Consider the following 21,810-nt stretch of genomic DNA (forward strand, 5'->3'; position numbering starts at 1 on the left):
CCGCGCAAAGACCGAACGGCTGTGGCAGTGTTAGCCTTCAGGCCAGCCCTACAGTGGTTCCACATGCAAACTCGCAAAACCGGTGTTCGCGCCCAGCAGGCAGACCGCACCAGGCACAACATTCTCCAAGCGGCGGTGAAGGTGTTCAGCAAGGAAGGCTTCACTGGCGGGCGCATCGAGCAGATCTCCTCGCTGGCAAACTCCAATGACCGGATGATCTACTACTACTTCGGCAACAAGGAAAAGCTGTTCATCAGCGTGCTGGAGCACATCTACGCAAGCTTCAATCAAGCCGAAGCCAAACTGCGACTGGACCTTTCCGACCCCGAGGCGGCACTGCGCGAGCTGGTGGCGTTCATCTGGGACTACTACGTGCGCCATCCCGAATTCGTCACCCTCCTGGCCACAGAGAACCTCCATCAGGGCAAGCACGTCAGACAGTCGCAAAACCTGAAGGCGTTGTCCGGCGAGGCGGTCGGCGTACTGCGGCCGATCGTCGAGGCGGGCCAGGCCAAGGGCGTGTTCCGCACCGATATCGACATCAGGCACACCTACCTGATGATTGCCTCGCTCTGCTATTTCTATAACTCCAACCGCTACACGCTCAGTTCGTTTCTTGCCGCGGACCTGGCCGATAAACAGGCCAAGTCCGACTGGCTGGCGTTCATCAGCGACCTGGCCTTGCGCGGGCTGCGCTGCTGACGGGCAAGCGCATGGGTCAATGGCTGCCGGGGTTGGCGCGCACCTGGGCGCTCTTGGCCACCAGCCCCTCCCAGGCCGGCTTTTGGGCCGCAAAGCGCTGGCGCAGGTAAGCGGCAAGGTCCGCCACCTGGCGGTTCGACAAACTGTCCTTGAACCCCGGCATGTAGCCCAGCTCACGTGTCGCCGGCGCCGGTATGCCGTGCAGTATCACGCGCAGCAGGTTGTCCGGCAGGTCGCTGTGAACATTACTGTTCACAGCCATGGACGGGCTGACCCCGAACAGCTTCGGCCCCAGCCCGTCGCTGTGGCAGGCCATGCACGCGCCCTTGAACACCCGCTCGCCATTACTCAATGACACCTGGGTGTCGACTTGCGCTGGCGCTTTGGCTGCGACCGCCTGCGGTGTGCCGTCCAGTGAGGCCAGGTAATGGGCAATAGCGCGTACATCGCTTTGCGGCAAAGTTGCCAGTTCGCTGACCACTGGCCCCATAGGGCCAGCAGCCACGCCATGCTTGTCGGAAAAACCGGTGCTCAGGTAGGTGAACAGCTCATTCTCGCTCCAGGGTGTCGATGATTTGCCCAGGGCGTTGAGCGCGGGCGCTTCCCAGCCATCGACCATGCCGCCGGCAAGGTAGCTGTTACCGCTTTTCTCCGCGCCCATCAGGTTGCGTGGCGAGTGGCACGCCGCGCAGTGGCCGAGGCCGTCGACCAGGTAGGCGCCACGGTTCCATTGCTCGCTGCGCTGCGGGTCGGGCTGGTATTCGCCGCGCTTGAGAAACAGCGCGTTCCAGCCGGCCATCAGTGGGCGCTGGTTGAACGGGAAGCGCATCTGATTGGCCGAGGGCGCCTGGTATACAGGCGTTTGCGACATCAGGTAGGCGTACAGGGCCTGCATGTCGGCGTCAGTGATGTTGCGAAATGACGTGTAGGGAAAGGCCGGGTACAGGTGCCGGCCGTCGCGGCTGATGCCTTGGCGCATCGCCCGTTCGAAGGCGGCGAACGACCACCGGCCGATGCCGGTATCCGGATCGGGAGTGATATTGGTGCTGTAGAGCGTACCGAACGGAGTCTCCATCGCCAGGCCGCCGACATTGACCTTACCGCCTTGTACCGTATGGCAGACAGCACAGTCCCCGGCAGCAGCCACTTGGCGCCCGCGCTCGAGCATCGAGGCTGACCAGCTGCCGGCAGCAGGTGGTGTCACAGGGGCGATTTCAGCGCGCCAGGGCAGGGCGGTAGCGGCCATGCCCAACGCGGCCCCGAACACTCCGGCGATTGAGCCGAACCACCATTTCGAGCGCTTCGGCGCGGGCTGCGCTGACGCCGGCCCGCTGCAGCCCTGACCATCGCCGCTCAGTGCCTCGCGCACCCGCTCAGCTGTGATCGGCAGCTCGCGGAAGCGAATGCCGGTGGCATCGAACACGGCGTTGGCGATGGCTGCTGCACTGGGTACCGAGGCTGATTCACCGCTGCCCATCGGAGGCTCGTGTTGGCGCGGGAGCATCATTACATCGATGGCCGGCACTTCGGGGAAGGTCAGGATCGGGTATCCGCCCCATTCCTTGCTGGCCACCGTCGATTCTTCGAAGCTCACCTGCTCCTTGAGCACACGGCTGGTGGACTGGATCACATTGCCGTGTATCTGGTGCCGCACCCCGTCGGGGTTGACCATCATGCCGGCGTCATGGCCGATGACTACACGCGTCACGGCGACCTCGCCGGTGCGTCGGTCCACTGCAACATCGGCGACCCAGGCCGCCCACGCGGCCCCGAAGCCCGGGAACTTGCTGTGGATGTAGCGTGCATAGGCGAAACCGCGTCCGCGCAACACATCACCTTCGGCGGGTGTCTGCATGGGCTCGGTGCGCGGCTGCCAGCCGGCGCGCTCGGCCGTGGCTCTGACCAGGTCGATGGCGCGCGGATCGCTGAGATGCTTGAGGCGGTACTCGACCGGGTCGACGCCGGCTGCAAAGGCCAGTTCGTCGATGTAGGACTCATGGGCGAAGCTGTTGGGCATGGCCGACACACCGCGCATCCACGAGGCGCGTACCAGGGGCGTCATGTCATTGATTGTGACGCGCATGTGTTCGTAGTCATAGGGTGGAATGGAGGTGCGGTCGCCCATTTCAAACAGTGCCGGTACCGGCTCCACCGCGCCTGTGAGCAGCAGGGCGAGCGTGGGTGCACCGTTGGAGGGGTAGCTGGTCTGGAAGTCGTAGGCGGCGACCGTGCCGTCGGCATTCAGGCCGCCATCGATTTCCATCAGCTGCGCGGTACCCTTGGGTTCCCAGGCATGCTCCTGCTCGCGGGTCAGTTGCACCCGCACCGGGCGGCCGACTGCACGCGACAGCAGTACTGCATCGGCGCAGACGTCGTCCGCGCAGTTTCGGCCATAGCAGCCGGCCGCTTCCATGCGGATGATCTCGATGCGTTGTTCGGCACAGTCCAGCAGCCAGGCCAGGTCTGCACGCAGCAGGTGCGGGTTCTGGGTGCCCGACCAGACGCGGATCTGCCCGTCGGTGTAGTCGGCCAGCGCGCAGGAGGGGCCAATCGAGCCATGCAACTGGTAGGGCCAGAGATAGCTGCGGCTCAGGCGCTGGCTGGCGTTGGCGATGCCTGCGTCGACATCGCCCTGGTCCAGCACGGTGCGCTGCACGCGGGGGTTGTCGCGGATTGCCTGGGCGACATCGCTGAGGTCGGGCAATTTGCCGGTGAGCGGTTTCCAGCTGAGCTTCAAATCGTGGGCAGCGCGGATCGCCTGTTCCTCGCGCTCGGCAACCACACCGACGAAGTCACGGATGACCACCACCGCGATCACCCCCGGCACATGGGCAATAGAGGATTCGTCCACTGCCAGCAGGCTGTTGCCGACGAATTCGCCGCTGTCATGGCCTGCATAGGGCGGGCGGATCACCCGGCCATGCAGCATGTCGGGCAGGCGCATGTCGTGGACGTAGGTCAGCTCGCCGGTCGCCTTGCCAGGGATGTCCACCCGTGCCGCGCTGCGACCCACCAGGCGGTAATCCTCGATGGCCTTGAGCGGCGCATCGTCGGCAATGTGCAGTTGATGGCGCTGCCCGCCGACCAGGTCGGCAAAGCTCAGGGTGCGGCCGTCCTCGGTAATCAGCATGCCGGCCTCCATGCGCAACGCCTGCACCGGGCAGCCCAGGCGCAGGCTGGCCTGTTCCAGCAAGAAGCGCCGCGCCGTCGCTGCGGCCTTGCGCAGCGGCACGGCGGAAATCTGCAGGGTCGCGCTGGCGATGGTGGCGCCCTGGTTCGGCGCCCGCTCGGTGTCACCCAGCACCATGTGCACCTGGTCCATGCGCAGGTCGAGTTCTTCGGCAACGATCTGAGCCAGCGACGTGCGGATGCCGGTGCCCAGGTCAACGTGGCCATTGAAGGCGTAGACCATGCCGTCATCGCTTACGGCAAGAAACAGCGCCAGCTCACGCGCCTTGACTGTGGGTGTCACACCCTTGGCCACAGGGCCCGAGGGCGGCGTGATCTGGTCGACGATCAGCAGTACGCCGGTTTTGCCCATTAACTGGTCGCGGGTGGGAACGTGTTGGGAGTGGTTCATGCTCTGCTCCGGGTCTCAGGCCTGGCGGCCGGCAGCGCGGCGCACCGCGCGCAGGATTTCGACATGAGTGCCACAGCGGCACAGGTTGCCTGACAGTTCGTTGCGGATCTGTTCGTCACTGGCGTCGGGGATGCGGTCGAGCAGGGCCTTGGCGGTCATGATCATGCCGTTCATGCAGTAGCCGCACTGGGCGGCCTGCTCATCGATGAACGCCTGTTGCACCGGGTGTGGCGCGGCCTTGCTGCCCAGGCCTTCGAGAGTGGTGATGTCGCGGTTGGCGGCGCCGGACAGCGGGATCACGCAGGCGCGTGCGGCCACGCCGTCGATGATCACCGTGCACGCCCCGCACTCGCCCAGGCCGCAGCCGTACTTGGGGCCGTTCAGGCGCAGGTCGTTGCGCAGGATCAGGAGCAAGGGCGTGTCGGCCATGGCGCTGACTTCGACAGCCTGGCCGTTGACCCGCAGGGGGAGGGTGATTTGCATGGTTGGCTCATCTCTGGAAGTTTGCATGCCGTTCAAAAGCGAGTACCTGCGCTACCAAACCACTCAAGTGGTGCGCTTGTTTAGGTAAGTACTCACTACATGAAATGATCAGGCAAGAAGCAGGCCAGCGATGATTGCGCAAGAAGTTGTTCGAGGTATTGGGCGTGCTCAGCCTGCCTGATCGTCCCCATCGATCATCTTGCGCAGCAGAAACAGGATCGCCACCCGCTCTGCGGCGTTCAGGCAGCCCATGCTCAGTTCACTGATTTGCCGGGCGCAGGGGATCATCGCATCGAGCAAGGCTGCGCCACTGTCGGTGAGCCCGACAATGACCTTGCGCCGGTCATCCGGGTCTGGTGACAGCTCGATCAGCCCGCGCGCCTTCAGGCGCTCGACAATGCCGCGGATGGTCGCCTGATCGACGGCGGTGGCCTTGATCAGTTCGGCTTGGGAGCTGGGGCCGTGGTCGCGCAGGGCGCACAGGGTGACGAACTGGATCGAGGTCAACTGCGGGTCGCACGCCTGTTGCTGGAAAATCGCGGTGTGCCGTTGGTAGGCCTTGCGTAAAAGGTGGCCGACCTGTTCGGTCACGTCGTAGGGGGCAGTGTCGGGTGCAGCGGGAGCGGGGGTGTTTTTATTCGACATGGGTTGGCTTGGGCTGTGTGGGTTGGCTGGCCGGCCCCCCCGGAGCGGGGCGCCGGGCCAGTATAACCACTATCGCGCCCTGGACTCCTCAGGCGCGACCACATCACCGGCCAGCACCACAGCCTGGTCATCCAGGTAGATATCGCAGTTGCGCAGCGGAATATCCAGATGGCAGGGGGTCTTGCGCTTGCCCCCGACCTCGGTGTTGGGGCCGGTGGAGAACAGGAAGTTGCCATAGAACGCGCGGGCATCCATGCACATGCCGTCGTTGCGGTCGTGCAGCCCCATGGCGGTCCACTGGGCACGCGGCTGCAGGCCCCAGCCGATATGGGAGATGCCGTAGACCTCGGGGTCGTTGAAGTACTTCATGTAGTCGCGCAGGTACTCGGCCTCGAAGCCGCCATGGATGCCGGTAATGAAGCCTTTCTCGATCTCCAGGGTGATGCGCTCGCGGCAGTAGTTCTTGAACGGCAGGATGATGTCGCCCACATCCAGTACCAGCGTGCCTTCGGCGCTGTCCTCGTTCGGCCAGGTGAACAAAAAGCCGCTTGGCCAGTGGTCCCAGCGGCCGGGCTCGTCGGCATAGCCGTATTCGGTAACGGCCGGGTATTGGCCCAGTGGGGCGTGGAAATCACTGCCGGCCCTGGAACGCACCTGCATCGTGCGGGCTTGCTTGAGCTGGGTTTCGGCGGCCAGCACGCGGCGCTTGTCGTCTTCGCTGGGCAGCATGCGCGCCAGGACTTCCGGGGGTTCGACCGCCAGCAGTATGCGCGTTCCGGTCTTCAGGATCTGCTCCTGCTCCGGTGAGTGCAGCAGCATCATGGTGTCGACGATCAGGTCGGCCGCTTCCAGCGCCCGCTGGGCGGCCAGGTTGCCGGTCAGGGCGGTGTCGCCGCAGTAGGCGGTCATGTCGTTGCCCATGGCCGTGGGGTGGTTGAACGAGGGCAATTCCACCGCGTAGACCTTCGCCTTGAGCCGCTGCGCCGCTTCCATCGCGGCACTGACCGTACGCGGGTCGGAGTAGTGGCTCTTGAGCACGGCGACGCTCTGAGTTTCGTCCACCCGGGACAGTTTGAGTACGTGTTCGAACATTTGGGTCAGTTCTGCGTTGCTAACCGGCATCAGCTTTCTCCTGGCAGGCCTCGATGAAACCGAAATGCCGCACCGCAGTGGTGCGGGGCGCTTTATCTCGGTGCGAATTAATAGCGTGTACGCCATATATGCGTTGATGAAAGCGTATCCGGCCTGCAAGCGCAAGTGGTGCGTTGAAACGTTACGAATCCACACATAGCCTAGGTAATGCGGTGACATCTAGCCGACTCGCCGATTTCGATCACCCGTTTGAATTTTTTTGAATATTCCCCTTCCCAATAAAAAAATACAGCGTATACACTCTAATTCGTCAGGCGGTTCGGCTGACCACATCACAGAACAAGAGGGGACATACCTATGCGGGGCAGGCAGAAAATCGCAATCGTCGGTGCAGGATTGGGCGGGGCAGCCGCCGCCACTTTGTTGCAGCAGGCCGGCTTTGAAGTCGACGTGTACGAGCAGGCACCGGAGTTCACCCGCCTTGGCGCGGGTATTCACATCGGCCCTAACGTGATGAAGATATTCCGCCGCATGGGGCTGGAGCAGAAGCTGGAGCTGATGGGGTCGCACCCGGATTTCTGGTTCAGCCGCGACGGCAATACGGGTGACTACCTGGCGCGCATCCCGCTGGGTGATTACGCCCGCCGTGAATACGGCGCCTCGTACATCACCATTCACCGTGGCGACCTGCACGCCCTGCAGATCGATGCGATCAAGCCGGGCACCGTGCACTTCGGCAAGCGCCTGGAGAAGATCCTCGACGACGGCGATCAGGTACGCCTGGACTTTGCCGACGGCACCCACACCGTGGCCGACATCGTCATCGGTGCCGACGGCATCCATTCGCGCATCCGCGAAGCGCTGCTGGGTGTCGAGGCACCGATCTACAGCGGCTGGGTGGCTCACCGCGCACTGATCCGCGGCGAGCATCTGGCGCAACATGCCGACGTGTTCGAGGACTGCGTGAAATGGTGGACCGAAGACCGCCACATGATGGTCTACTACACCACCGGCAAGCGCGACGAGTACTACTTCGTCACCGGCGTCCCGCACGAAGCGTGGGACTTCCAGGGCCCGTTCGTGGACAGCAGCCAGGAAGAAATGCGTGCTGCTTTCCAGGGTTACCACCCCACGGTGCAAAAGCTGATCGACGCCACCGAATCGATCACCAAGTGGCCGTTGCGCAACCGCAACCCGCTGCCGCTGTGGAGCCGTGGCCGCCTGGTGCTGCTGGGGGATGCCTGCCACCCGATGAAGCCGCACATGGCGCAAGGCGCGTGCATGGCCATCGAGGACGCTGCGATGCTCACCCGTTGCCTGGAAGAGACCGGGCTGTCCGACCACCGCACCGCCTTCGCTCTGTACGAGGCTAACCGCAAGGAACGCGCTTCGCGGGTGCAGGCGGTCTCCAACGCCAACACCTTCCTCTACACCCAGGAAGACCCGGCATGGGTCTATGGCTACGACCTCTACGGCCAGGCACTGAAGAGCGGGGAGGCAGCATGAGCACCTTCGTCGCCGGCGGCAACGTCAACGCCAACGGCATCCGTCAGCATTACCTGCGTTACGGCGGCAAAGGCCCTGCGCTGATCCTGGTGCCGGGCATCACCAGCCCGGCGATCACCTGGGGCTTTGTCGCCGAGCGCCTTGGGCAGCAGTTCGACACCTATGTGCTGGATGTACGCGGCCGCGGCCTGTCCGCGAGCGGGCCTGAACTGGACTATGGCACCGATGCCTGCGCTGCGGACATTCCGGCGTTCGCGGCGGCGCTCGGCCTGGCCAGCTACCACCTGGTCGGCCATTCGATGGGCGCGCGTTTCGCCATCCGCGCAGCCGCGCAAGGGGCGCCCGGGCTGCAGCGCCTGGTGCTGGTCGACCCGCCGGTATCCGGGCCTGGTCGGCGCGAATACCCGAGCAAGCTGCCGTGGTACGTCGACTCTATCCGGCAGGCCTGCAGTGGCATGAGCGGTGACGACATGCGCGCCTTCTGTGCAACCTGGACCGACGAGCAGTTGGCGCTGCGCGCCGAGTGGCTGCACACCTGCCACGAGCCTGCGATCGTGCGTGCCTTCAACGATTTCCACCAGGTGGACATCCACCAAGACTTGCCCCATGTGCGCCAACCGGCATTGCTGATGGTGGCGGGGCGAGGCGGGGTGATCCAGCCCCAGGACATCGCCGAGATCCGTGAGCTCAAGCCGGACATCCAGGTCGCTCACGTCGACAACGCCGGCCACATGATTCCCTGGGATGACCTCGAAGGCTTCTTTGCCGCCTTTGGTGATTTCCTGGGCCACCCCCTTGTCTGAAGGAGCACGCGACATGACCAAGCCCTACCGTATCGGCCAGATCGTGCCGAGTTCGAACACCACCATGGAAACCGAGATCCCGGCGATGCTCCTGGCCCGCCAGGCGATCCGCCCGGAGCGCTTCACCTTCCACTCCAGCCGCATGCGCATGAAGCAGGTGAAGAAGGAAGAACTGGCGGCGATGGACGGCGAGTCCGACCGCTGCGCAGTGGAACTGTCAGACGCCAAGGTGGACGTGCTCGGCTATGCCTGCCTGGTGGCGATCATGGCCATGGGGCTGGGGTATCACCGCCAGTCAGAGAAGCGGTTGCAAAAAGCCACTGCCGACAACGACGCACTGGCGCCGGTCATCACCAGTGCCGGTGCGCTGGTGGAGGCCCTGCACGTGATGAAGGCCAAGCGCATCGCCATCGTCGCGCCCTACATGAAGCCGTTGACCGAACTGGTGGTCAACTACATCCGCGAGGAAGGCTTCGAGGTGCAGGACTGGCGCGCGCTGGAAATCCCCGACAACCTCGCCGTGGCACGTCACGACCCGGCCAACCTGCCGGGCATCGTGGCCGGCATGAACCTTGAGGGCGTCGATGTGGTGGTGCTTTCGGCCTGCGTGCAGATGCAGTCGCTGCCGGCAGTCGCCAAGGTCGAGGCGCAAACCGGCAAACCGGTGGTCACCGCTGCCATCGCCACCACCTACGCCATGCTCAAGGCGCTGGACCTGGAACCGGTGGTTCCGGGCGCTGGCGCCTTGCTGTCGGGCGCCTACTGAATCGGGAGACGAACATGAGCGACGCACAAAGCGCCAGCGACAACTACCAGGGCGTATGGGGTCAGCGTATCGGCTTCGGGCGCAAGGCAGCCCTGCTGATGATCGACTTCATGCAGGGCTACACCACCCCCGGTGCGCCGCTCTACGCCCCCGGCGTGGTGACGGCGGTCGAGCAGGCTGCCGTGCTGCTGGCATTGGCCCGGGACTGCGGTACGCTGGTGGTTCATACCAATATCCGCTACCAGGCCCCGCATTTTGCCGATGGCGGCGTTTGGGTACGCAAGGCGCCGGTAATGAAGGACATGGTCGAAGGCAACCCGCTGGCGGCATTCTGCGAGGCCGTCGTGCCACGGGCTGATGAGCCGGTGCTCACCAAGCAGTACGCCAGCGCGTTCTTCGGCACCAGCCTGGCACCGCTGCTGCATGCACAAGGGATCGATACCGTGGTGCTGGCCGGCTGCTCCACCAGTGGCTGCATCCGCGCCAGTGCGGTGGATGCGCTGCAGCACGGCTTGCGAACCATCGTGGTGCGCGAGTGCGTCGGTGATCGCCACCCCGCGCCGCACGAAGCAAACCTGTTCGACATCGACAGCAAGTACGGCGATGTCGTCAGCCTGCAGGAAGCCATGGCGCAACTCCAGCGCCTGGCCAACTGAAACCGCACACCTTGCACCCATAACAATCAAGTAACGGCGCGGGAAGCCCGTTGCATGACCGTCCGCTGTGCGGGCGGCCACCCCGCAGGAGCACCCGGGGTATTGTGACGCCGTCCTGAAACGCCGCGTATAGTGCGCGGCGCGCCCGGAGCGTCGAAAACTGCTGGCCTGAAAACAAAACCACAAAGTCACCCGCCAGGAGACAGGAAATGCCAATTGCGAATGCAACAGCGGTCCACAGCGACATCGACCAATCGACTCAAGCGCTTTACCGCAGGATCACCTGGAGGCTCATACCTTTCCTGTGCTTCTGCTACCTTGCGGCCTACCTGGACCGCATCAACGTCGGCTTCGCCAAGCTGCAGATGCTCGAAGACCTGCAGTTCAGCACCGCAGCCTATGGCTTGGGGGCGGGCCTGTTCTTCGTCGGCTACATCATCTTCGAGGTGCCAAGCAACCTGGTCCTGCAGCGCGTCGGCGCCAAGCTGTGGATCGCCCGCATCATGATCACCTGGGGCCTGCTCTCGGCCTGCACCATGTTCGTCACCACCACTACGCAGTTCTACGTCCTGCGCTTTCTGCTCGGGGCGGCCGAAGCGGGCTTCCTGCCGGGCGTGCTGTTTTACCTGACCATGTGGTACCCGACCTATCGGCGCGGGCGCATCATCGCGCTGTTCATGATCGGGCTGCCGCTGTCGAGTGTGATCGGCGGGCCGATCTCGGGCTGGATCATGGGCCACTTCGACCAGGTGCATGGCCTGCAGGGCTGGCAATGGCTGTTCCTGCTGGAGGCGATCCCCAGTGTGCTGCTGGGTATCCTGACGTTCTGGGCATTGCCGAACAACTTCCAGCAGGCCAAGTGGCTGTCCGCAGACGACAAGGCACAACTGGCCGCCGACCTTGCCGCCGACGATGCCGAAGGCAAGGGCAGCAAGCACAGCTTCCGCGACGGTTTCTTCAACCTGAAAGTGTGGATGCTCGGTGGCATCGATTTCTCGATCCTGCTGAGCGCCTACGCCATGGGCTTCTGGATGCCCACCTTCATCCGCGACGCGGGTGTCAGCGATACCTTCCATATCGGCCTGCTCACGGCGATCCCGAGCCTGGCGGCATTGCTTGGCATGTTGATGATCGGTGCCAGTTCCGACCGTCATCGCGAGCGCCGCTGGCACATCATCGTGCCCTTCATCATCGGTGCAATTGCCATGGCCAGCAGCACCCTGTTCAGCCAGAACCTGGTGATGACCGTGCTGCTGTTCGCCATCGCCTCGGCAGCCATCATCGGAGCGGTGCCGGTGTTCTTCAGCCTGCCGGCGACCTTCCTCAAAGGCACCGCTGCGGCGACCGGTTTCGCCCTGGCGTGTTCGCTGGCCAACATCGCGGGGCTAGTGAGCAACTCGTTGATGGGGATGGTCACCGACCTGACCGGTACCTCCCATGCCGCGCTGTGGGTGTTCGCCCTCTGCTTGCTGCTCAGCTGCTTCCTGGTCATCGCCTTGCCGGCAAAGCTGGTCAACCGATAACGGCCTGACCCTTCGCGCCACGGCAGTGCAAGCGGGCCAGCCAGCCCGCTTGAAGACCCTTCCAAAAACACTCCGCGCGGGTGGCCTCAAGGCCACTGCGGCGGGGAGCTGTTGCCCGAATCCAGGAGTCGTTTCAAATGCCCGTCAACACGTCACAGCGTCATTCCCCGACCGCGCGCCTGGCTGGCGGCTGCATCGCCGCAGCCCTCTGTGCTGAAGCAACGGCCGAAGTAGAGGCCGGTTTCATCGAGGGCGCCAGTGCTACGCTGCAAGCGCGCAATTATTTCTTCAGCCGCGATTATGCCGATATCAAAGGGGCGAGCACGCAGTCGCGCACCCAGGAGTGGGCCCAGGGTTTCATCCTCAATGCCACCTCTGGCTACACCCAAGGCCCCATCGGCGTTGGTATCGATGTCACCGGCCTGCTGGGTTTCAAGCTCGACAGCAGCCCCGCGCATGCCAGGTCAGGGCTGTTGCCCAGCCTTGACAGCGGCCAGTCGGCAGACGACTACAGCCGCGTGGGTGCGGCGGTGAAATTCAAGGTGTCGCGCACCGAACTGAAGGTGGGCGAATTGATGCCCAACCTGCCGGTGCTGCTGTTCAGCGACCTGCGCCTGCTACCGCCGACCTACCAGGGCGCCATGCTCGAGTCCCGCGAGTTTGCCGGGTTGACCTTGAGCGCCGGGCAGTTTCGCTCCACCAGCCTGCGCGACTCCTCCAACAGCCAGAAGATGTATGCCCTGGTCAATGACCCGATCAACCCTTCACGGTTGGCGCGATTCACCAGTGATCGTTTCAATTATGTCGGCGCGGACTATGCGTTCAACGACAACCGTACCCAGGTCGGCGTGTGGCAAGCGCAGCTGGAAGACATCTACCAGCAGCGTTTTTACAGCCTCAAACACGCTGAACCTTTGGGTGACTGGACCCTGGGGGTGAATGCCGGCTACTTCGATGCCCAGGAGGATGGCCGGCAGATCGCAGGCCGTTACGACAACCATGCACTGTTCAGCCTGTTCTCGGCCAAAACGGGTGGGCATACCTTCTATGTGGGGTACCAGCAGATCGGCGGGGACGACGGGTTCATCCAGGTTGGCGCCAACACCAACCCGATGGGCAATACCCTGCCCACCTATGAGTTCGCAGCGCCCGGTGAGCGCTCGTGGCAGGTTCGTCACGATTACAACTTCGTTGCGCTGGGGATACCCGGGCTGACCTCGACGCTGCGCTATGTGAAGGGGCGCGACGTGGAGACCGGCCTGGGCTTCGAGGGGCGTGACCGGGAGCGCGATCTGGACCTTGCCTATGTGGTGCAGAGCGGCCCCCTGGCCGGGCTGGGGGTACGGATTCGCAACGTGATGGCCCGCTCGAACTATCGCACGGACATTGACGAGAACCGGTTGATCCTCAGTTATACGGTAAAGCTGTTCTGACCCCGGGCTGGCTTACTCCCGCGCCTGGGCCCCGGCGATATGCCGACCGGCCACATAACCGAACGTCAGCGCCGGGCCCAGGTTGATGCCCCCGGACGGGTACCAGCCGCCGAACACGCTGGCCATGTCGGTGCCCGCTGCATACAGGCCGCCGATGGGCTGGCCGTGTTCATCCAGCACACGTGCGTGGCCGTCGGTGCGCAGGCCGGCGAAGGTGCCGAAGCAGCCGGGCTGCACCTTGACCGCGTAGAACGGGCCTTGCTCGATCGGCGCGACGCAGGGGTTGGGCCCCTTGTGTTGGGGATCGCCCTGTTTGCGGTTGAACGGCGTGCTACCGCGCCCGAACTCAGGGTCCTGGCCTTGGCGTGCGTGGCGGTTGTATTCAGCGACTGTGGCGCTCAAGCCCGCAGGGTCGATGCCGCAGGCGCGGGCCAGCAGTTCCAGGCTGGCACCGCGCTTGAGGTAGCCACTGCGCAGGTGCGGCCCCACCGGCAGCGGGGCGGGGCGGGCGTGGCCAAGGCCGTAACGGCGCAGGAAACGGTGGTCACAGATCAGCCACGAGCAGGCTTCCTCGTCTTGCGGTACGGCGTCGAGCATGGCGGCGACATAGTCGTAGTAGCCGTGCGCCTCGTTGACGAAGCGCTTGCCGTTGGCCAGTACACCGATGATGCCCGGTTTGCCGCGTTCGATGATGTGCGGGAAGTGGCCGACGCTGCCATCACGGTGCGCTACCTTGGACACCGGGGCCCAGGCGACCGCCGACTTCAGGTCGGTGGCTACCACGCCGCCGGCTGATTCGCCCAGGCGCAGGCCATCGCCGGAGCACGACGGCGGCGGCAGGGCGAGGTTGTCATGGCCAGTGGCATCGCGCGGGAACAATTGCCGGCGCCGCACCGGGTCATGAGGAAAACCACCGGCTGCCAGCACCACGGCTTTGGCGCGAAGCGTGAGGTCGCCCTGCGCCGTGCCGATCACCGCGCCACGCACTTGGCCGTCCTCCATCAGCAGGCGCTTGGCTGGCGCAGACTCAAGCAGGCGTACGCCCAGGTCTTCGGCCGACTTTGCCAGGCGCGCCACCAGTGCCACGCCGTTGACCAGGTGCATGGCCCGGCCATGGCGGGCGAGGTGGTAAAGGTGGCGCCCGAAACGCTTGCACACATGCCAGAAGGCGCGGGGCGAGCGGGTCATGTTGAGAAAGGCCGCAAGGTCGGCGCCAGCCATGATCGGCATGCCCATGAACGAGGTTTCGCGCAGTGTCCTGCGCAAGCGTGGCAACAGCGCGCCGAGTTCGCGGGCATCATAAGGGGCGGCGATGACCTGGTGCCCACCGGTGGCGGCGCCAGGGGTGTCGCCGTGCATGTCGGGGATGGCGTTGCCATCGGCGAACTGCAGGGCCGTGTGTTTCTCGAAAAAGGCGACCATGTGCGGGCAGGCTTCGAGAAAGGCGTCGATGCGCTGCGCATCGTAATGTGCGCCCAGTTCGTTGCGCAGGTAAGTGCGTGGCTGCTCGATGTCTTCTTCGATACCGGCGCGGCGCGCCAGCGGGTTGCGCGGCACCCAGGCCCAGCCGCCGGACCAGGCTGTGGCGCCGCCGAACACCGGGTCTTTTTCCACAAGGGTAACCCGCTGCCCATGCCAGGCAGCCGTGACCGCAGCAGCCAGCCCGGCGGCGCCGGAGCCAATGACCAGTACATCGCATTCGGCTTGCAAGGTGTCGGTGGGCATTGCGGGTCTCCGGTATTATTATTGGAACAAGGTTCCATATTCTTCTTGGTTGACCCGCCGGGATGCAAGTGACGCCAGTAAGTAGTGGTCGATAAACGGACACTTCAGAGCTGGTCAGCTGCGGTGGCCCATGAGGATATGGAATCATCTTCCAGAATTTGCCTTCTTTATCAGGAAACCCTGTCATGGCCGGTAGTCAGATCGAACGCGCCTTCAGTCTTGTAGAAAGCCTTGCCGCCGAGCCCCAGGGCCTGGGCCTGCAAACCCTCGCTGACCAGCTTCAGATCCCCAAGAGCGCAGCCCATCGCATGCTCGCTGAACTCGCGCGTCTGGGCTACGTACGCCAGAACCGTGACAACAGCCGCTATCAGTTGTCCGCCAAGCTGGTGGCGCTGGGCTTTCGCTATCTGTCCAGCAGCGGCGCCGACATCATCCAGCCGATACTCGACCGCCTGGCCCAGGAAAGCGGCGAGCTGGTGCGCCTGGGCGTGATCGACGGCGCCCGCCAGACCTGGATCGCCAAATCCCAGGGCGCGCGGTCCGGTTTGCGTTACGACCCGGACATGGGCCGCGATGCGCCCCTGTTCTATACCGCCTCCGGGCATGCCTGGCTGGCCAGCCTGAGCGATGACGAGGCGCTGCAAATGGTCCTGCGCCAGGGCATCGCCGACCCCGAGCAGTTCGGCCCCAACGCGCCGCGCTCCACCGAACAGCTGCTGAGTTACCTGGCGGGCGCCCGTGAGCGGGGTTATGCCTGGGTCGAGCAAACCTCGGCAGTCGGTACCTCGGCCCTGGCTGCGGTGGTGCGCCGGCCGCAAGGTAATGAGGTCATTGGCGTGCTAAGCATTGCCGGGCCCAGTGCGCGCCTTTCGCAAGCACGCCTGCCGGAGCTTGCGCCTTTATTGTTGGCGGCTGTGGAGGAGTTGTCGGCAGCCAGCCAGGCGAGTGAGTTGTTTGCTTGATATGCACCGCAGCATTGGCCTGCCTCTGAAGCTTTCCGGTCGATTACCGCACACTCTATGCACGGCGTCCTTTTGCAAAGCAGACCGTAGTTCTAAATTATCGATAGTCGATTTTGGAACTGTGTTCAGAATTTGCCAAAACAACAACGAAAAGAGGACTGCCCGTTGAACGCCCCCCTTCGCATCGCCCTGATTGGCGCCGGTATCATGGGCCGCCAGCATTACCAGCATCTGAGCCAGGTGCCGCAAGCGCAGTTGTGCGCGGTGGCCGACCCCGGCCCCCAGGCTGAAGCCTTCGCCGCCGAGTGCGGGGTGGCATATTTCGCCGATCACCGGCAGATGCTGCAAACTGTGCGCCCCGAGGCCGTGATCGTGGCCAATCCGAACAACCTGCACGTGGCCACCGCCCTCGATTGTGTCGAAGCCGGTGTGCCGGTATTGGTAGAAAAGCCAATAGGAGTGCACCTGGATGAAGTGCGGGCGCTGGTGGAGGCGTCGCGCCGCTGCGGCGTGCCGGTGTTGGTCGGCCACCACCGGCGGCATAACCCGCTGATTGCCAGCGCGCGGGGCGTGATCGCCGAAGGGGCCTTGGGCCGGTTGGTCAACGTCACCGCGCTGTGGCAGTTGCAAAAGCCCGACAGCTATTTCGACACCCCATGGCGCCGCGAGCCCGGCGCCGGTTTTCTGCTGACCAACCTGATCCATGACCTGGACCTGCTGCGCTACCTGTGCGGCGAGGTGGTACAGGTGCAGGCGTTCACCCGTAACCAGGTGCGCGGTTTTGCCAACGAGGACAGCGCGGCAGTGCTGCTGGAGTTCGCCAACGGTGCGCTGGGCAGCCTGACCGGCTCCGACGCGGTGGCAGCGCCGTGGAGCTGGGAGCTGAGCTCGGGAGAAAGCCCTGTCTATCCGCGCCAGGCGGACCAACCCTGCTACCTGCTGGCCGGCACCCGGGGAGCGCTGAGCATCCCGCAGCTCAAGCACTGGCAGTACGCCGAGGCAAACTCGGGTTGGCATACACCGTTGCTGCAGAGCGAGGCGGGCATCCCGGTGGGGGAGGCATTGACCCTGCAGTTGCAGCACTTTGTCCGTGTTGCCCGTGGGCACGAAGCGCCATTGACCGATGCCGCTGACGGTGGCCGCACCTTGGCGTTGATCGAGGCGATCCGCCAGGCGGCCGCCACCGGCCGGGCTTGCGCGCCAGAGATCATCGTGTGAACCGCGTGAGCGTTCTTTTGCCCCGTACCCATTTGCCTGCAGGTAACCCGCATGACTGATCGAATCTTTTCCCTGGCCGCGCTGACGGTGCTGGAGCTGTCACCCCCGGCAATGGTCGAAGCCGCCGTCCGTGCCGGCTACAGCCACGTTGGGCTGCGCTTGCTGCCAGCGACCAGCGAAGAGCAGCACTTCCCGCTGGTTACCGACGCCGAACTGCGCCGCCAGACCCAGGCGCGCTTGCGCGACACCGGCATCAAAGTCCTGGACCTGGAAATCCTGCGTCTCAAACCCGACACCTGCGTGGCCGATTTCGAGCCGATGCTGGCGGTCGGGGCCGAGCTGGGCGGCAGCGAACTGCTGGTAGCCGGCAACGACCCGAGCGAGGCGCGCCTCACCGAGCGCTTCGCTCAATTGTGCGACCTGGCTGCCGGCTACGGTATTCACCCGCATCTGGAGTTCATGCCCTGGACCGACGTCCGTGACCTGCAACAGGCCATGCGCATCGTTGCCAAGGCAGACCGCCCGAACGCTTGCGTACTGGTGGATGCCTTTCATTTCAACCGCTCCGGGTCGTCGCTCGACGACCTGGCGCGCCTGGCCCCGCAGCGCATGCGCTACGCCCAGTTGTGTGACGTGGCTGGGCCGGTGCCGGCCGACATGGATGAAATCTTGCGCCAGGCCCGTAACGAGCGGCGTTTTCCGGGGGAGGGTGATGCCGACCTGACGGGCCTGTTGCGCGGGTTGCCAGCGAGTGTTCCGTTAAGCCTGGAGATCCCCACGCGGCAATTGCTGGAGCAGGGCGTCAGTGGCGAACAGCGTGCGCGGATGGCGCTGGAAAAGGCCCGGGCGGTATTGGCATTGATTTGAGCCAAGGGGCCGCTTTGCGGCCCATCGCCGGCAAGCCGGCTCCTACAGGTAAAGCGCAGACCTCAAGAACTGCGCGGCCCCGGCAGGAGCTGATCAGGCCTGTCGGGGCGGCGGCAACCCGCACAGCGCCAGGCCCGCGAGGTACCCAAAGGTCATCCCGGGCCCCAGCGTAATACCGCCACTGGGGTAGTGCCCGCCCATGATGCTGTGCATGTCATTGCCCACGGCAAATAGCCCCGGTATGGCGTGCCCTGCACCATCGAGCACCCTCGCCGAAGCATCTGTGCCCAGCCCGGCAAAGGTGCCGAGGCTGCCCGGCAGCAACTTCACTGCATAAAAAGGGCCGCGCAGCAGGGGCCGCAGCGAAGGGTTCGGCGCCTGTTCAGGCTCACCCTGCGCCCGGTTGTACGCCGAGGCGCCGCGCCCAAAGTCAGGGTCCACGCCCTGCGCCGCATGCTGATTGAAACGCGCCACAGTGCCCTGCAATTGCTGGCCATCTATGCCACAACGCGCGGCCAGTTGCGCCAGGTCGTTGCCGCGCAACAGGTAGCCACGCCGTTCATAGAAGCGGGCAGGGAAGGGAAACGGTTTGGCCCAGCCGATGCCATAGCGACGCTGCGCGGCGTGGTCGCAGATCAACCAGGCCTCATATGGCTCGCCCTCTGGCGTAGCGGCGAACAGCGCATTCATAAAATCGTGGTAGCAGTCCGCCTCGTTGACGAAGCGTCGGCCGTCACTGCGCACTGCAATGAAACCAGGCTTGGCGCGGTCGATCAGGTGCGGGAAATGCCCAACGCTGCCATCGCCGCGCGGCACCTGCGATACCGGCGCCCAGGCACCGGCATGGGCCAGGGTGGTGGCGACCCGGGCGCCAACCTGCTCTCCCAGGCGCAGGCCATCGCCGCTGTTTTCCGGCGGCGCGGCAGAGTAATGGCCAACCCCATCGGGCGCGTGCGGCATCAGTTGCGCGATGCGCTGGCGGTCATGGGCAAAGCCGCCACAGGCCAGCACTACGCCACGCCGCGCCTGGATCAGCTGGCCATCGGCACACTGCGCGCCGGTGATGCGTGCCCCTCCCAGCAAGGCAATGGCCGTTTTGTCGGTCAGCAGCGTGACGCCCAGGTCCAGGGCACTGCGCAGCAGGCGGGCCACCAGCGCGTTGCCGTTGACCAGTTGCAAGCCGCGCCGGTGCAGCAACAAGTCGCGCCCGTGACGCAACAGGCGTTTGGCTACATGCCAAGCCGCCCTGGGCGATTGGCGAGCATTGAAGAAAGCGGCCATGTCCGTGCCACCTGCAATGCCCATGCCGGCCAGGCTGACGATGTCCAGCGGTGGTCGCAGCCTGTGTATCCAGGGCCCGAGCAGGCGGCCGTCATAGGGCAGTGCACACAATGCTCGCCCGCCGCGCGCGCTACCGTCGCCTTCACGCATGTCGGGGAGCTTCGTACCGCACTGGAACTGCACGCGGGTGTGCTGCTGGAAGAACGCCACCATTGCCGGGCCATGGCGCAGGAACGCACGTTGGCGTGCGTCCAGTTCAGCGACGCTGGTCTGGGCACGCAGGTAGCGCTCTGGTGCATCGTCGGTTTCGACCAGGCCTTCGGCCACGGCCAGTGGGTTGCGCGGTATCCACAACCAACCGCCCGACCAGGCGCTGGTGCCGCCTAGCCGGGGGGCTTTTTCCGCCACGATCACCTTCAGGCCGTGGTGCGCGGCGGTAACCGCCGCAGCCAGGCCACTGGCACCGGAGCCGATGACAAGTACGTCACACTCAAGGGGTTGCATGGGTGCACTCCGGTAGCGGTTTCACTGCAGTGGCGAGAAGCCTGTAGGCCGCAGCAGGCGTGATTGCAGCCGCAGTACGGCGCCCAGTTCACGGTTGCGCCGCGAAAACTCCGCCCAGCGCGGGTCCGCTGCCATCGCCGCACGGCGTTCGCTGCGTTGGTCCAGGCTGGTATAACCCCAGATGTGCACCACCTGGTTCACCTCACCGAATTCGCTGGTGAAGAAGCCGACCAGGTTGCCCAGGTGTTCGCACTGCACCGCCAGTGCTTGGCTTTGGTAGAGGGCCAGCCAGTCAGCCATTTTCAGTGGGTCAAGGGTGTAGGTTCTCATTTCGTAGTACATGGGAGCGTCTCCTTTACAGGGCTGTGGGCTTGCAGGCGTTCAGCGATATGGCTGGCAGCGATCCAGCCGAAGGTGAGGGCAGGGCCGAGGGTGATCCCTGGGCCTGGATAGGTGCCATTCATCAACGCGTTCATGTCGTTGCCGGCGGCATACAAGCCAACGACCGGCGCACCGGCGCGGTTGAGCACGTTGGCGTTGGCATCGGTGACCAGGCCGCGCGCCGAGCCAAGGTCGCCGGTGTGCATACGGATGGCGTAGAACGGGGCCTTGGCCAGTGGCGCCAGGCACGGGTTGGGCTTGTGCTGCGGGTCGCCCATGTAGCGGTTGTAGCTGTTGCCGCCCTTGTCGAATTGCCGGTCGATGCCGCTGCGGGCGTCAGCGTTGAAGCGCTGCAGTGTTTCCTGCAGTACTTGGGCGGGCACGCCGATGGCCTGGGCCAGCCCTTGCACTGAGCCGGCGCGGTGCAGGTAGCCGGCTTCGATCAGGGCCGTGTTGTCCACCGGTCTGGGCCGTGCCAGGCCCAGGCCGTAACGGTTCATGGCCTCGGCGTCACAGACCAGCCAGCAGGTGCTGATGCCGTTGGCGAACATGGCCTGGACGAAGTGGTGATAGGAGTTGGATTCGTTGACGAAGCGCCGCCCGGCTGGGTCGAGCGCAATGACCCCAGGCTTGGCGCGGTCGGTGACCAGGTGCGGGAAGCGTTCTCGCTCACCACTGGCATGGCGCCGCTCGGAAACCGGCGCCCAGAAGAAGTTGGCGGCCAGGCCTTCGCCCTGGGCTGCATCCACCGCCTGGGCAAGGCGCAGCGCAGCACCGTCGTTGCTGGGCGGGGACATGCTGAGGTGCGGCGCGTCAGGGGCCGGCCGGTAGGCCGCAGCCAGCGCACCCGCAGCAAACCCGCCCATGGCGCAGACCACACCGCCGCGGGCATGGACCTGGGTGCGGCGGCCCTCATGCTGTACTTCCACGCCGGTGACCTTGCCGTGCTCGACGATCAGTGCCTGCGCTTCGCTGCGCAACCACAGGTGCGCGCCGTGGGCAAAGGCTGTGCTGGCCAGGCGGGCGACCAGCGCGTTCCCCGTGGTCAGGCGCGTGCCACGGTGGTGGCGAACACGGTCCAGTGCGTAGCGCGCCATCAGTTTCAGGCAATGCCACAGTGACCGGGGTGAGCGGCGCAGGCTCAGGAAGTGCTGAATGTCCTCGCGGTTGACCATCATTGCGCCGAACAACAGCATGCCCGGTGGTGGCATCTTCAGGTCCTTGAAGCGCGCGCCGAGGCGGCGGCCGTCGTACTCGACCATTTCCAGCGCCCGGCCGAACGCCGTAGCGCCGGGTGCGTCCGGGTAATAGTCCGGGGAGTGCGGGCGCAGTGCGTAGCGCAGTTCGGTGTTGTGCTCCAGCCAGCGCAGCGCCTGGTGCCCGCGCGCGATGAAGGCGTCCACCAGTTCGGCGTTGTAGCCGGCACCGATGATGGTTTTCAGGTAGGTCCTGACGGCCTCGGGCGAATCCTGGGCACCGGCGGCGCGCGCCTGATCGGAGCCATACAACCATGCTGCTCCGCCGGAGATCGCCGAGGTACCGCCAAAGTGTTCGGCCTTTTCCACCACCAGGACCTTCAGGCCCAGGCGTGATGCCGTGGCGGCGGCAGCCAGGCCACCGGCGCCGCTGCCGAGCACGACCAGGTCGTACACCGGTTGCGCTTTTTCGATAGGGGGCATGGCC

18 protein-coding genes are annotated in these 21,810 nt (G+C 64.8%); 10 read left to right on the top strand and 8 right to left on the bottom strand.

What is annotated here, in order from left to right:
- The first annotated feature begins 63 nt into the window (after positions 1-63).
- Positions 64-702 carry a TetR family transcriptional regulator gene (locus ACW4TB_RS03310; protein WP_254467600.1) on the top strand — a complete coding sequence of 213 codons (639 nt, stop codon included), beginning with the start codon at positions 64-66 and terminating at the stop codon, positions 700-702.
- A 16-nt stretch (positions 703-718) separates the two neighbouring features.
- On the opposite strand, the gene ACW4TB_RS03315 is transcribed toward ACW4TB_RS03310, so the two are convergent.
- From ACW4TB_RS03315 to ACW4TB_RS03330, 4 genes are all read right to left on the bottom strand, one after another.
- Positions 719-4,282, bottom strand: a complete 3,564-nt coding sequence (locus ACW4TB_RS03315) for a molybdopterin cofactor-binding domain-containing protein (RefSeq protein WP_279932014.1) — start codon at positions 4,280-4,282, stop codon at positions 719-721.
- Between the two features lie 15 nt (positions 4,283-4,297).
- A complete protein-coding gene (locus ACW4TB_RS03320; RefSeq protein WP_012314025.1) occupies positions 4,298-4,765 on the bottom strand; it encodes a (2Fe-2S)-binding protein in 468 nt (155 codons plus the stop codon).
- A 168-nt stretch (positions 4,766-4,933) separates the two neighbouring features.
- Positions 4,934-5,410: a MarR family winged helix-turn-helix transcriptional regulator gene (locus tag ACW4TB_RS03325; protein ID WP_012314026.1), complete on the bottom strand. Its 477-nt coding sequence runs from the start codon at positions 5,408-5,410 to the stop codon at positions 4,934-4,936.
- 69 nt (positions 5,411-5,479) lie between these two features.
- Complete coding sequence (locus ACW4TB_RS03330) at positions 5,480-6,532, bottom strand: 2,5-dihydroxypyridine 5,6-dioxygenase (RefSeq protein ID WP_279932009.1); 1,053 nt, start codon at positions 6,530-6,532, stop codon at positions 5,480-5,482.
- A gap of 327 nt (positions 6,533-6,859) precedes the next feature.
- On the opposite strand from ACW4TB_RS03330, the gene ACW4TB_RS03335 reads away from it, so the two are divergent.
- The 6 genes from ACW4TB_RS03335 to ACW4TB_RS03360 all read left to right on the top strand — a co-directional run bounded on the left by ACW4TB_RS03335 (position 6,860) and on the right by ACW4TB_RS03360 (position 13,189).
- Entirely contained in the window at positions 6,860-8,008 is a 1,149-nt protein-coding gene (locus ACW4TB_RS03335) for an FAD-dependent monooxygenase (protein ID WP_012314029.1), read from the top strand.
- Positions 8,005-8,811 carry an N-formylmaleamate deformylase gene (gene nicD / locus ACW4TB_RS03340; protein WP_254467605.1) on the top strand — a complete coding sequence of 269 codons (807 nt, stop codon included), beginning with the start codon at positions 8,005-8,007 and terminating at the stop codon, positions 8,809-8,811. The genes ACW4TB_RS03335 and nicD overlap by 4 nt, the downstream gene beginning before the upstream one ends.
- Positions 8,812-8,824: 13 nt before the next feature.
- Positions 8,825-9,577, top strand: coding sequence for a maleate cis-trans isomerase family protein (locus tag ACW4TB_RS03345; RefSeq protein ID WP_115275151.1), 753 nt, complete (start codon positions 8,825-8,827; stop codon positions 9,575-9,577).
- 14 nt (positions 9,578-9,591) lie between these two features.
- Positions 9,592-10,233, top strand: a complete 642-nt coding sequence (locus ACW4TB_RS03350; protein ID WP_254467606.1) for an N-carbamoylsarcosine amidohydrolase — start codon at positions 9,592-9,594, stop codon at positions 10,231-10,233.
- A 209-nt stretch (positions 10,234-10,442) separates the two neighbouring features.
- Positions 10,443-11,756, top strand: a complete 1,314-nt coding sequence (locus ACW4TB_RS03355) for an MFS transporter (RefSeq protein WP_012314033.1) — start codon at positions 10,443-10,445, stop codon at positions 11,754-11,756.
- 137 nt (positions 11,757-11,893) lie between these two features.
- Complete coding sequence (locus ACW4TB_RS03360; protein ID WP_254467607.1) at positions 11,894-13,189, top strand: OprD family porin; 1,296 nt, start codon at positions 11,894-11,896, stop codon at positions 13,187-13,189.
- 12 nt (positions 13,190-13,201) lie between these two features.
- Here the strand turns inward: ACW4TB_RS03360 and ACW4TB_RS03365 are convergent, their stop codons facing one another.
- The gene (locus tag ACW4TB_RS03365; protein ID WP_279932002.1) at positions 13,202-14,914 is read right to left on the bottom strand and encodes an FAD-dependent oxidoreductase; all 1,713 of its coding nucleotides are present in this window, start codon (positions 14,912-14,914) and stop codon (positions 13,202-13,204) included.
- A gap of 185 nt (positions 14,915-15,099) precedes the next feature.
- Here ACW4TB_RS03365 and ACW4TB_RS03370 point away from each other — a divergent pair, with 185 nt between their 5' ends.
- The 3 genes from ACW4TB_RS03370 (at position 15,100) to ACW4TB_RS03380 (ending at position 17,961) form a co-directional block, all read left to right on the top strand.
- Positions 15,100-15,876: an IclR family transcriptional regulator gene (locus tag ACW4TB_RS03370; protein ID WP_012314036.1), complete on the top strand. Its 777-nt coding sequence runs from the start codon at positions 15,100-15,102 to the stop codon at positions 15,874-15,876.
- A 165-nt stretch (positions 15,877-16,041) separates the two neighbouring features.
- Complete coding sequence (locus tag ACW4TB_RS03375; RefSeq protein WP_279931999.1) at positions 16,042-17,094, top strand: Gfo/Idh/MocA family protein; 1,053 nt, start codon at positions 16,042-16,044, stop codon at positions 17,092-17,094.
- A gap of 51 nt (positions 17,095-17,145) precedes the next feature.
- Entirely contained in the window at positions 17,146-17,961 is an 816-nt protein-coding gene (locus tag ACW4TB_RS03380) for a sugar phosphate isomerase/epimerase family protein (RefSeq protein ID WP_279931997.1), read from the top strand.
- A gap of 93 nt (positions 17,962-18,054) precedes the next feature.
- On the opposite strand, the gene ACW4TB_RS03385 is transcribed toward ACW4TB_RS03380, so the two are convergent.
- Genes ACW4TB_RS03385 through ACW4TB_RS03395 form a run of 3 tightly spaced genes read right to left on the bottom strand, consistent with a single transcriptional unit; the run spans position 18,055 to position 21,806 of the window.
- Positions 18,055-19,746, bottom strand: coding sequence for an FAD-dependent oxidoreductase (locus ACW4TB_RS03385; protein WP_279931995.1), 1,692 nt, complete (start codon positions 19,744-19,746; stop codon positions 18,055-18,057).
- A 21-nt stretch (positions 19,747-19,767) separates the two neighbouring features.
- Entirely contained in the window at positions 19,768-20,088 is a 321-nt protein-coding gene (locus tag ACW4TB_RS03390; protein WP_042111369.1) for an NIPSNAP family protein, read from the bottom strand.
- Complete coding sequence (locus ACW4TB_RS03395; protein ID WP_279931993.1) at positions 20,073-21,806, bottom strand: FAD-dependent oxidoreductase; 1,734 nt, start codon at positions 21,804-21,806, stop codon at positions 20,073-20,075. Before ACW4TB_RS03395 ends, ACW4TB_RS03390 begins: the two co-directional genes overlap by 16 nt.
- Between the last annotated feature and the right edge of the window lie 4 nt (positions 21,807-21,810).

Source organism: Lelliottia jeotgali (genome assembly GCF_977070485.1).

Excerpts from the sequence above, each read along its gene's own strand:
- ACW4TB_RS03350 (WP_254467606.1), top strand. The coding sequence starts at position 9,592 with ATGAGCGACGCACAAAGCGCCAGCGACAACTACCAGGGCGTATGGGGT.
- ACW4TB_RS03380 (WP_279931997.1), top strand. The coding sequence starts at position 17,146 with ATGACTGATCGAATCTTTTCCCTGGCCGCGCTGACGGTGCTGGAGCTG.
- ACW4TB_RS03370 (WP_012314036.1), top strand. The coding sequence starts at position 15,100 with ATGGCCGGTAGTCAGATCGAACGCGCCTTCAGTCTTGTAGAAAGCCTT.
- ACW4TB_RS03390 (WP_042111369.1), bottom strand. The coding sequence starts at position 20,088 with ATGTACTACGAAATGAGAACCTACACCCTTGACCCACTGAAAATGGCT.
- ACW4TB_RS03360 (WP_254467607.1), top strand. The coding sequence starts at position 11,894 with ATGCCCGTCAACACGTCACAGCGTCATTCCCCGACCGCGCGCCTGGCT.
- ACW4TB_RS03315 (WP_279932014.1), bottom strand. The coding sequence starts at position 4,282 with ATGAACCACTCCCAACACGTTCCCACCCGCGACCAGTTAATGGGCAAA.
- nicD (WP_254467605.1), top strand. The coding sequence starts at position 8,005 with ATGAGCACCTTCGTCGCCGGCGGCAACGTCAACGCCAACGGCATCCGT.
- ACW4TB_RS03320 (WP_012314025.1), bottom strand. The coding sequence starts at position 4,765 with ATGCAAATCACCCTCCCCCTGCGGGTCAACGGCCAGGCTGTCGAAGTC.
- ACW4TB_RS03335 (WP_012314029.1), top strand. The coding sequence starts at position 6,860 with ATGCGGGGCAGGCAGAAAATCGCAATCGTCGGTGCAGGATTGGGCGGG.
- ACW4TB_RS03345 (WP_115275151.1), top strand. The coding sequence starts at position 8,825 with ATGACCAAGCCCTACCGTATCGGCCAGATCGTGCCGAGTTCGAACACC.
- ACW4TB_RS03310 (WP_254467600.1), top strand. The coding sequence starts at position 64 with ATGCAAACTCGCAAAACCGGTGTTCGCGCCCAGCAGGCAGACCGCACC.
- ACW4TB_RS03325 (WP_012314026.1), bottom strand. The coding sequence starts at position 5,410 with ATGTCGAATAAAAACACCCCCGCTCCCGCTGCACCCGACACTGCCCCC.
- ACW4TB_RS03385 (WP_279931995.1), bottom strand. The coding sequence starts at position 19,746 with ATGCAACCCCTTGAGTGTGACGTACTTGTCATCGGCTCCGGTGCCAGT.
- ACW4TB_RS03355 (WP_012314033.1), top strand. The coding sequence starts at position 10,443 with ATGCCAATTGCGAATGCAACAGCGGTCCACAGCGACATCGACCAATCG.
- ACW4TB_RS03365 (WP_279932002.1), bottom strand. The coding sequence starts at position 14,914 with ATGCCCACCGACACCTTGCAAGCCGAATGCGATGTACTGGTCATTGGC.
- ACW4TB_RS03395 (WP_279931993.1), bottom strand. The coding sequence starts at position 21,806 with ATGCCCCCTATCGAAAAAGCGCAACCGGTGTACGACCTGGTCGTGCTC.
- ACW4TB_RS03330 (WP_279932009.1), bottom strand. The coding sequence starts at position 6,532 with ATGCCGGTTAGCAACGCAGAACTGACCCAAATGTTCGAACACGTACTC.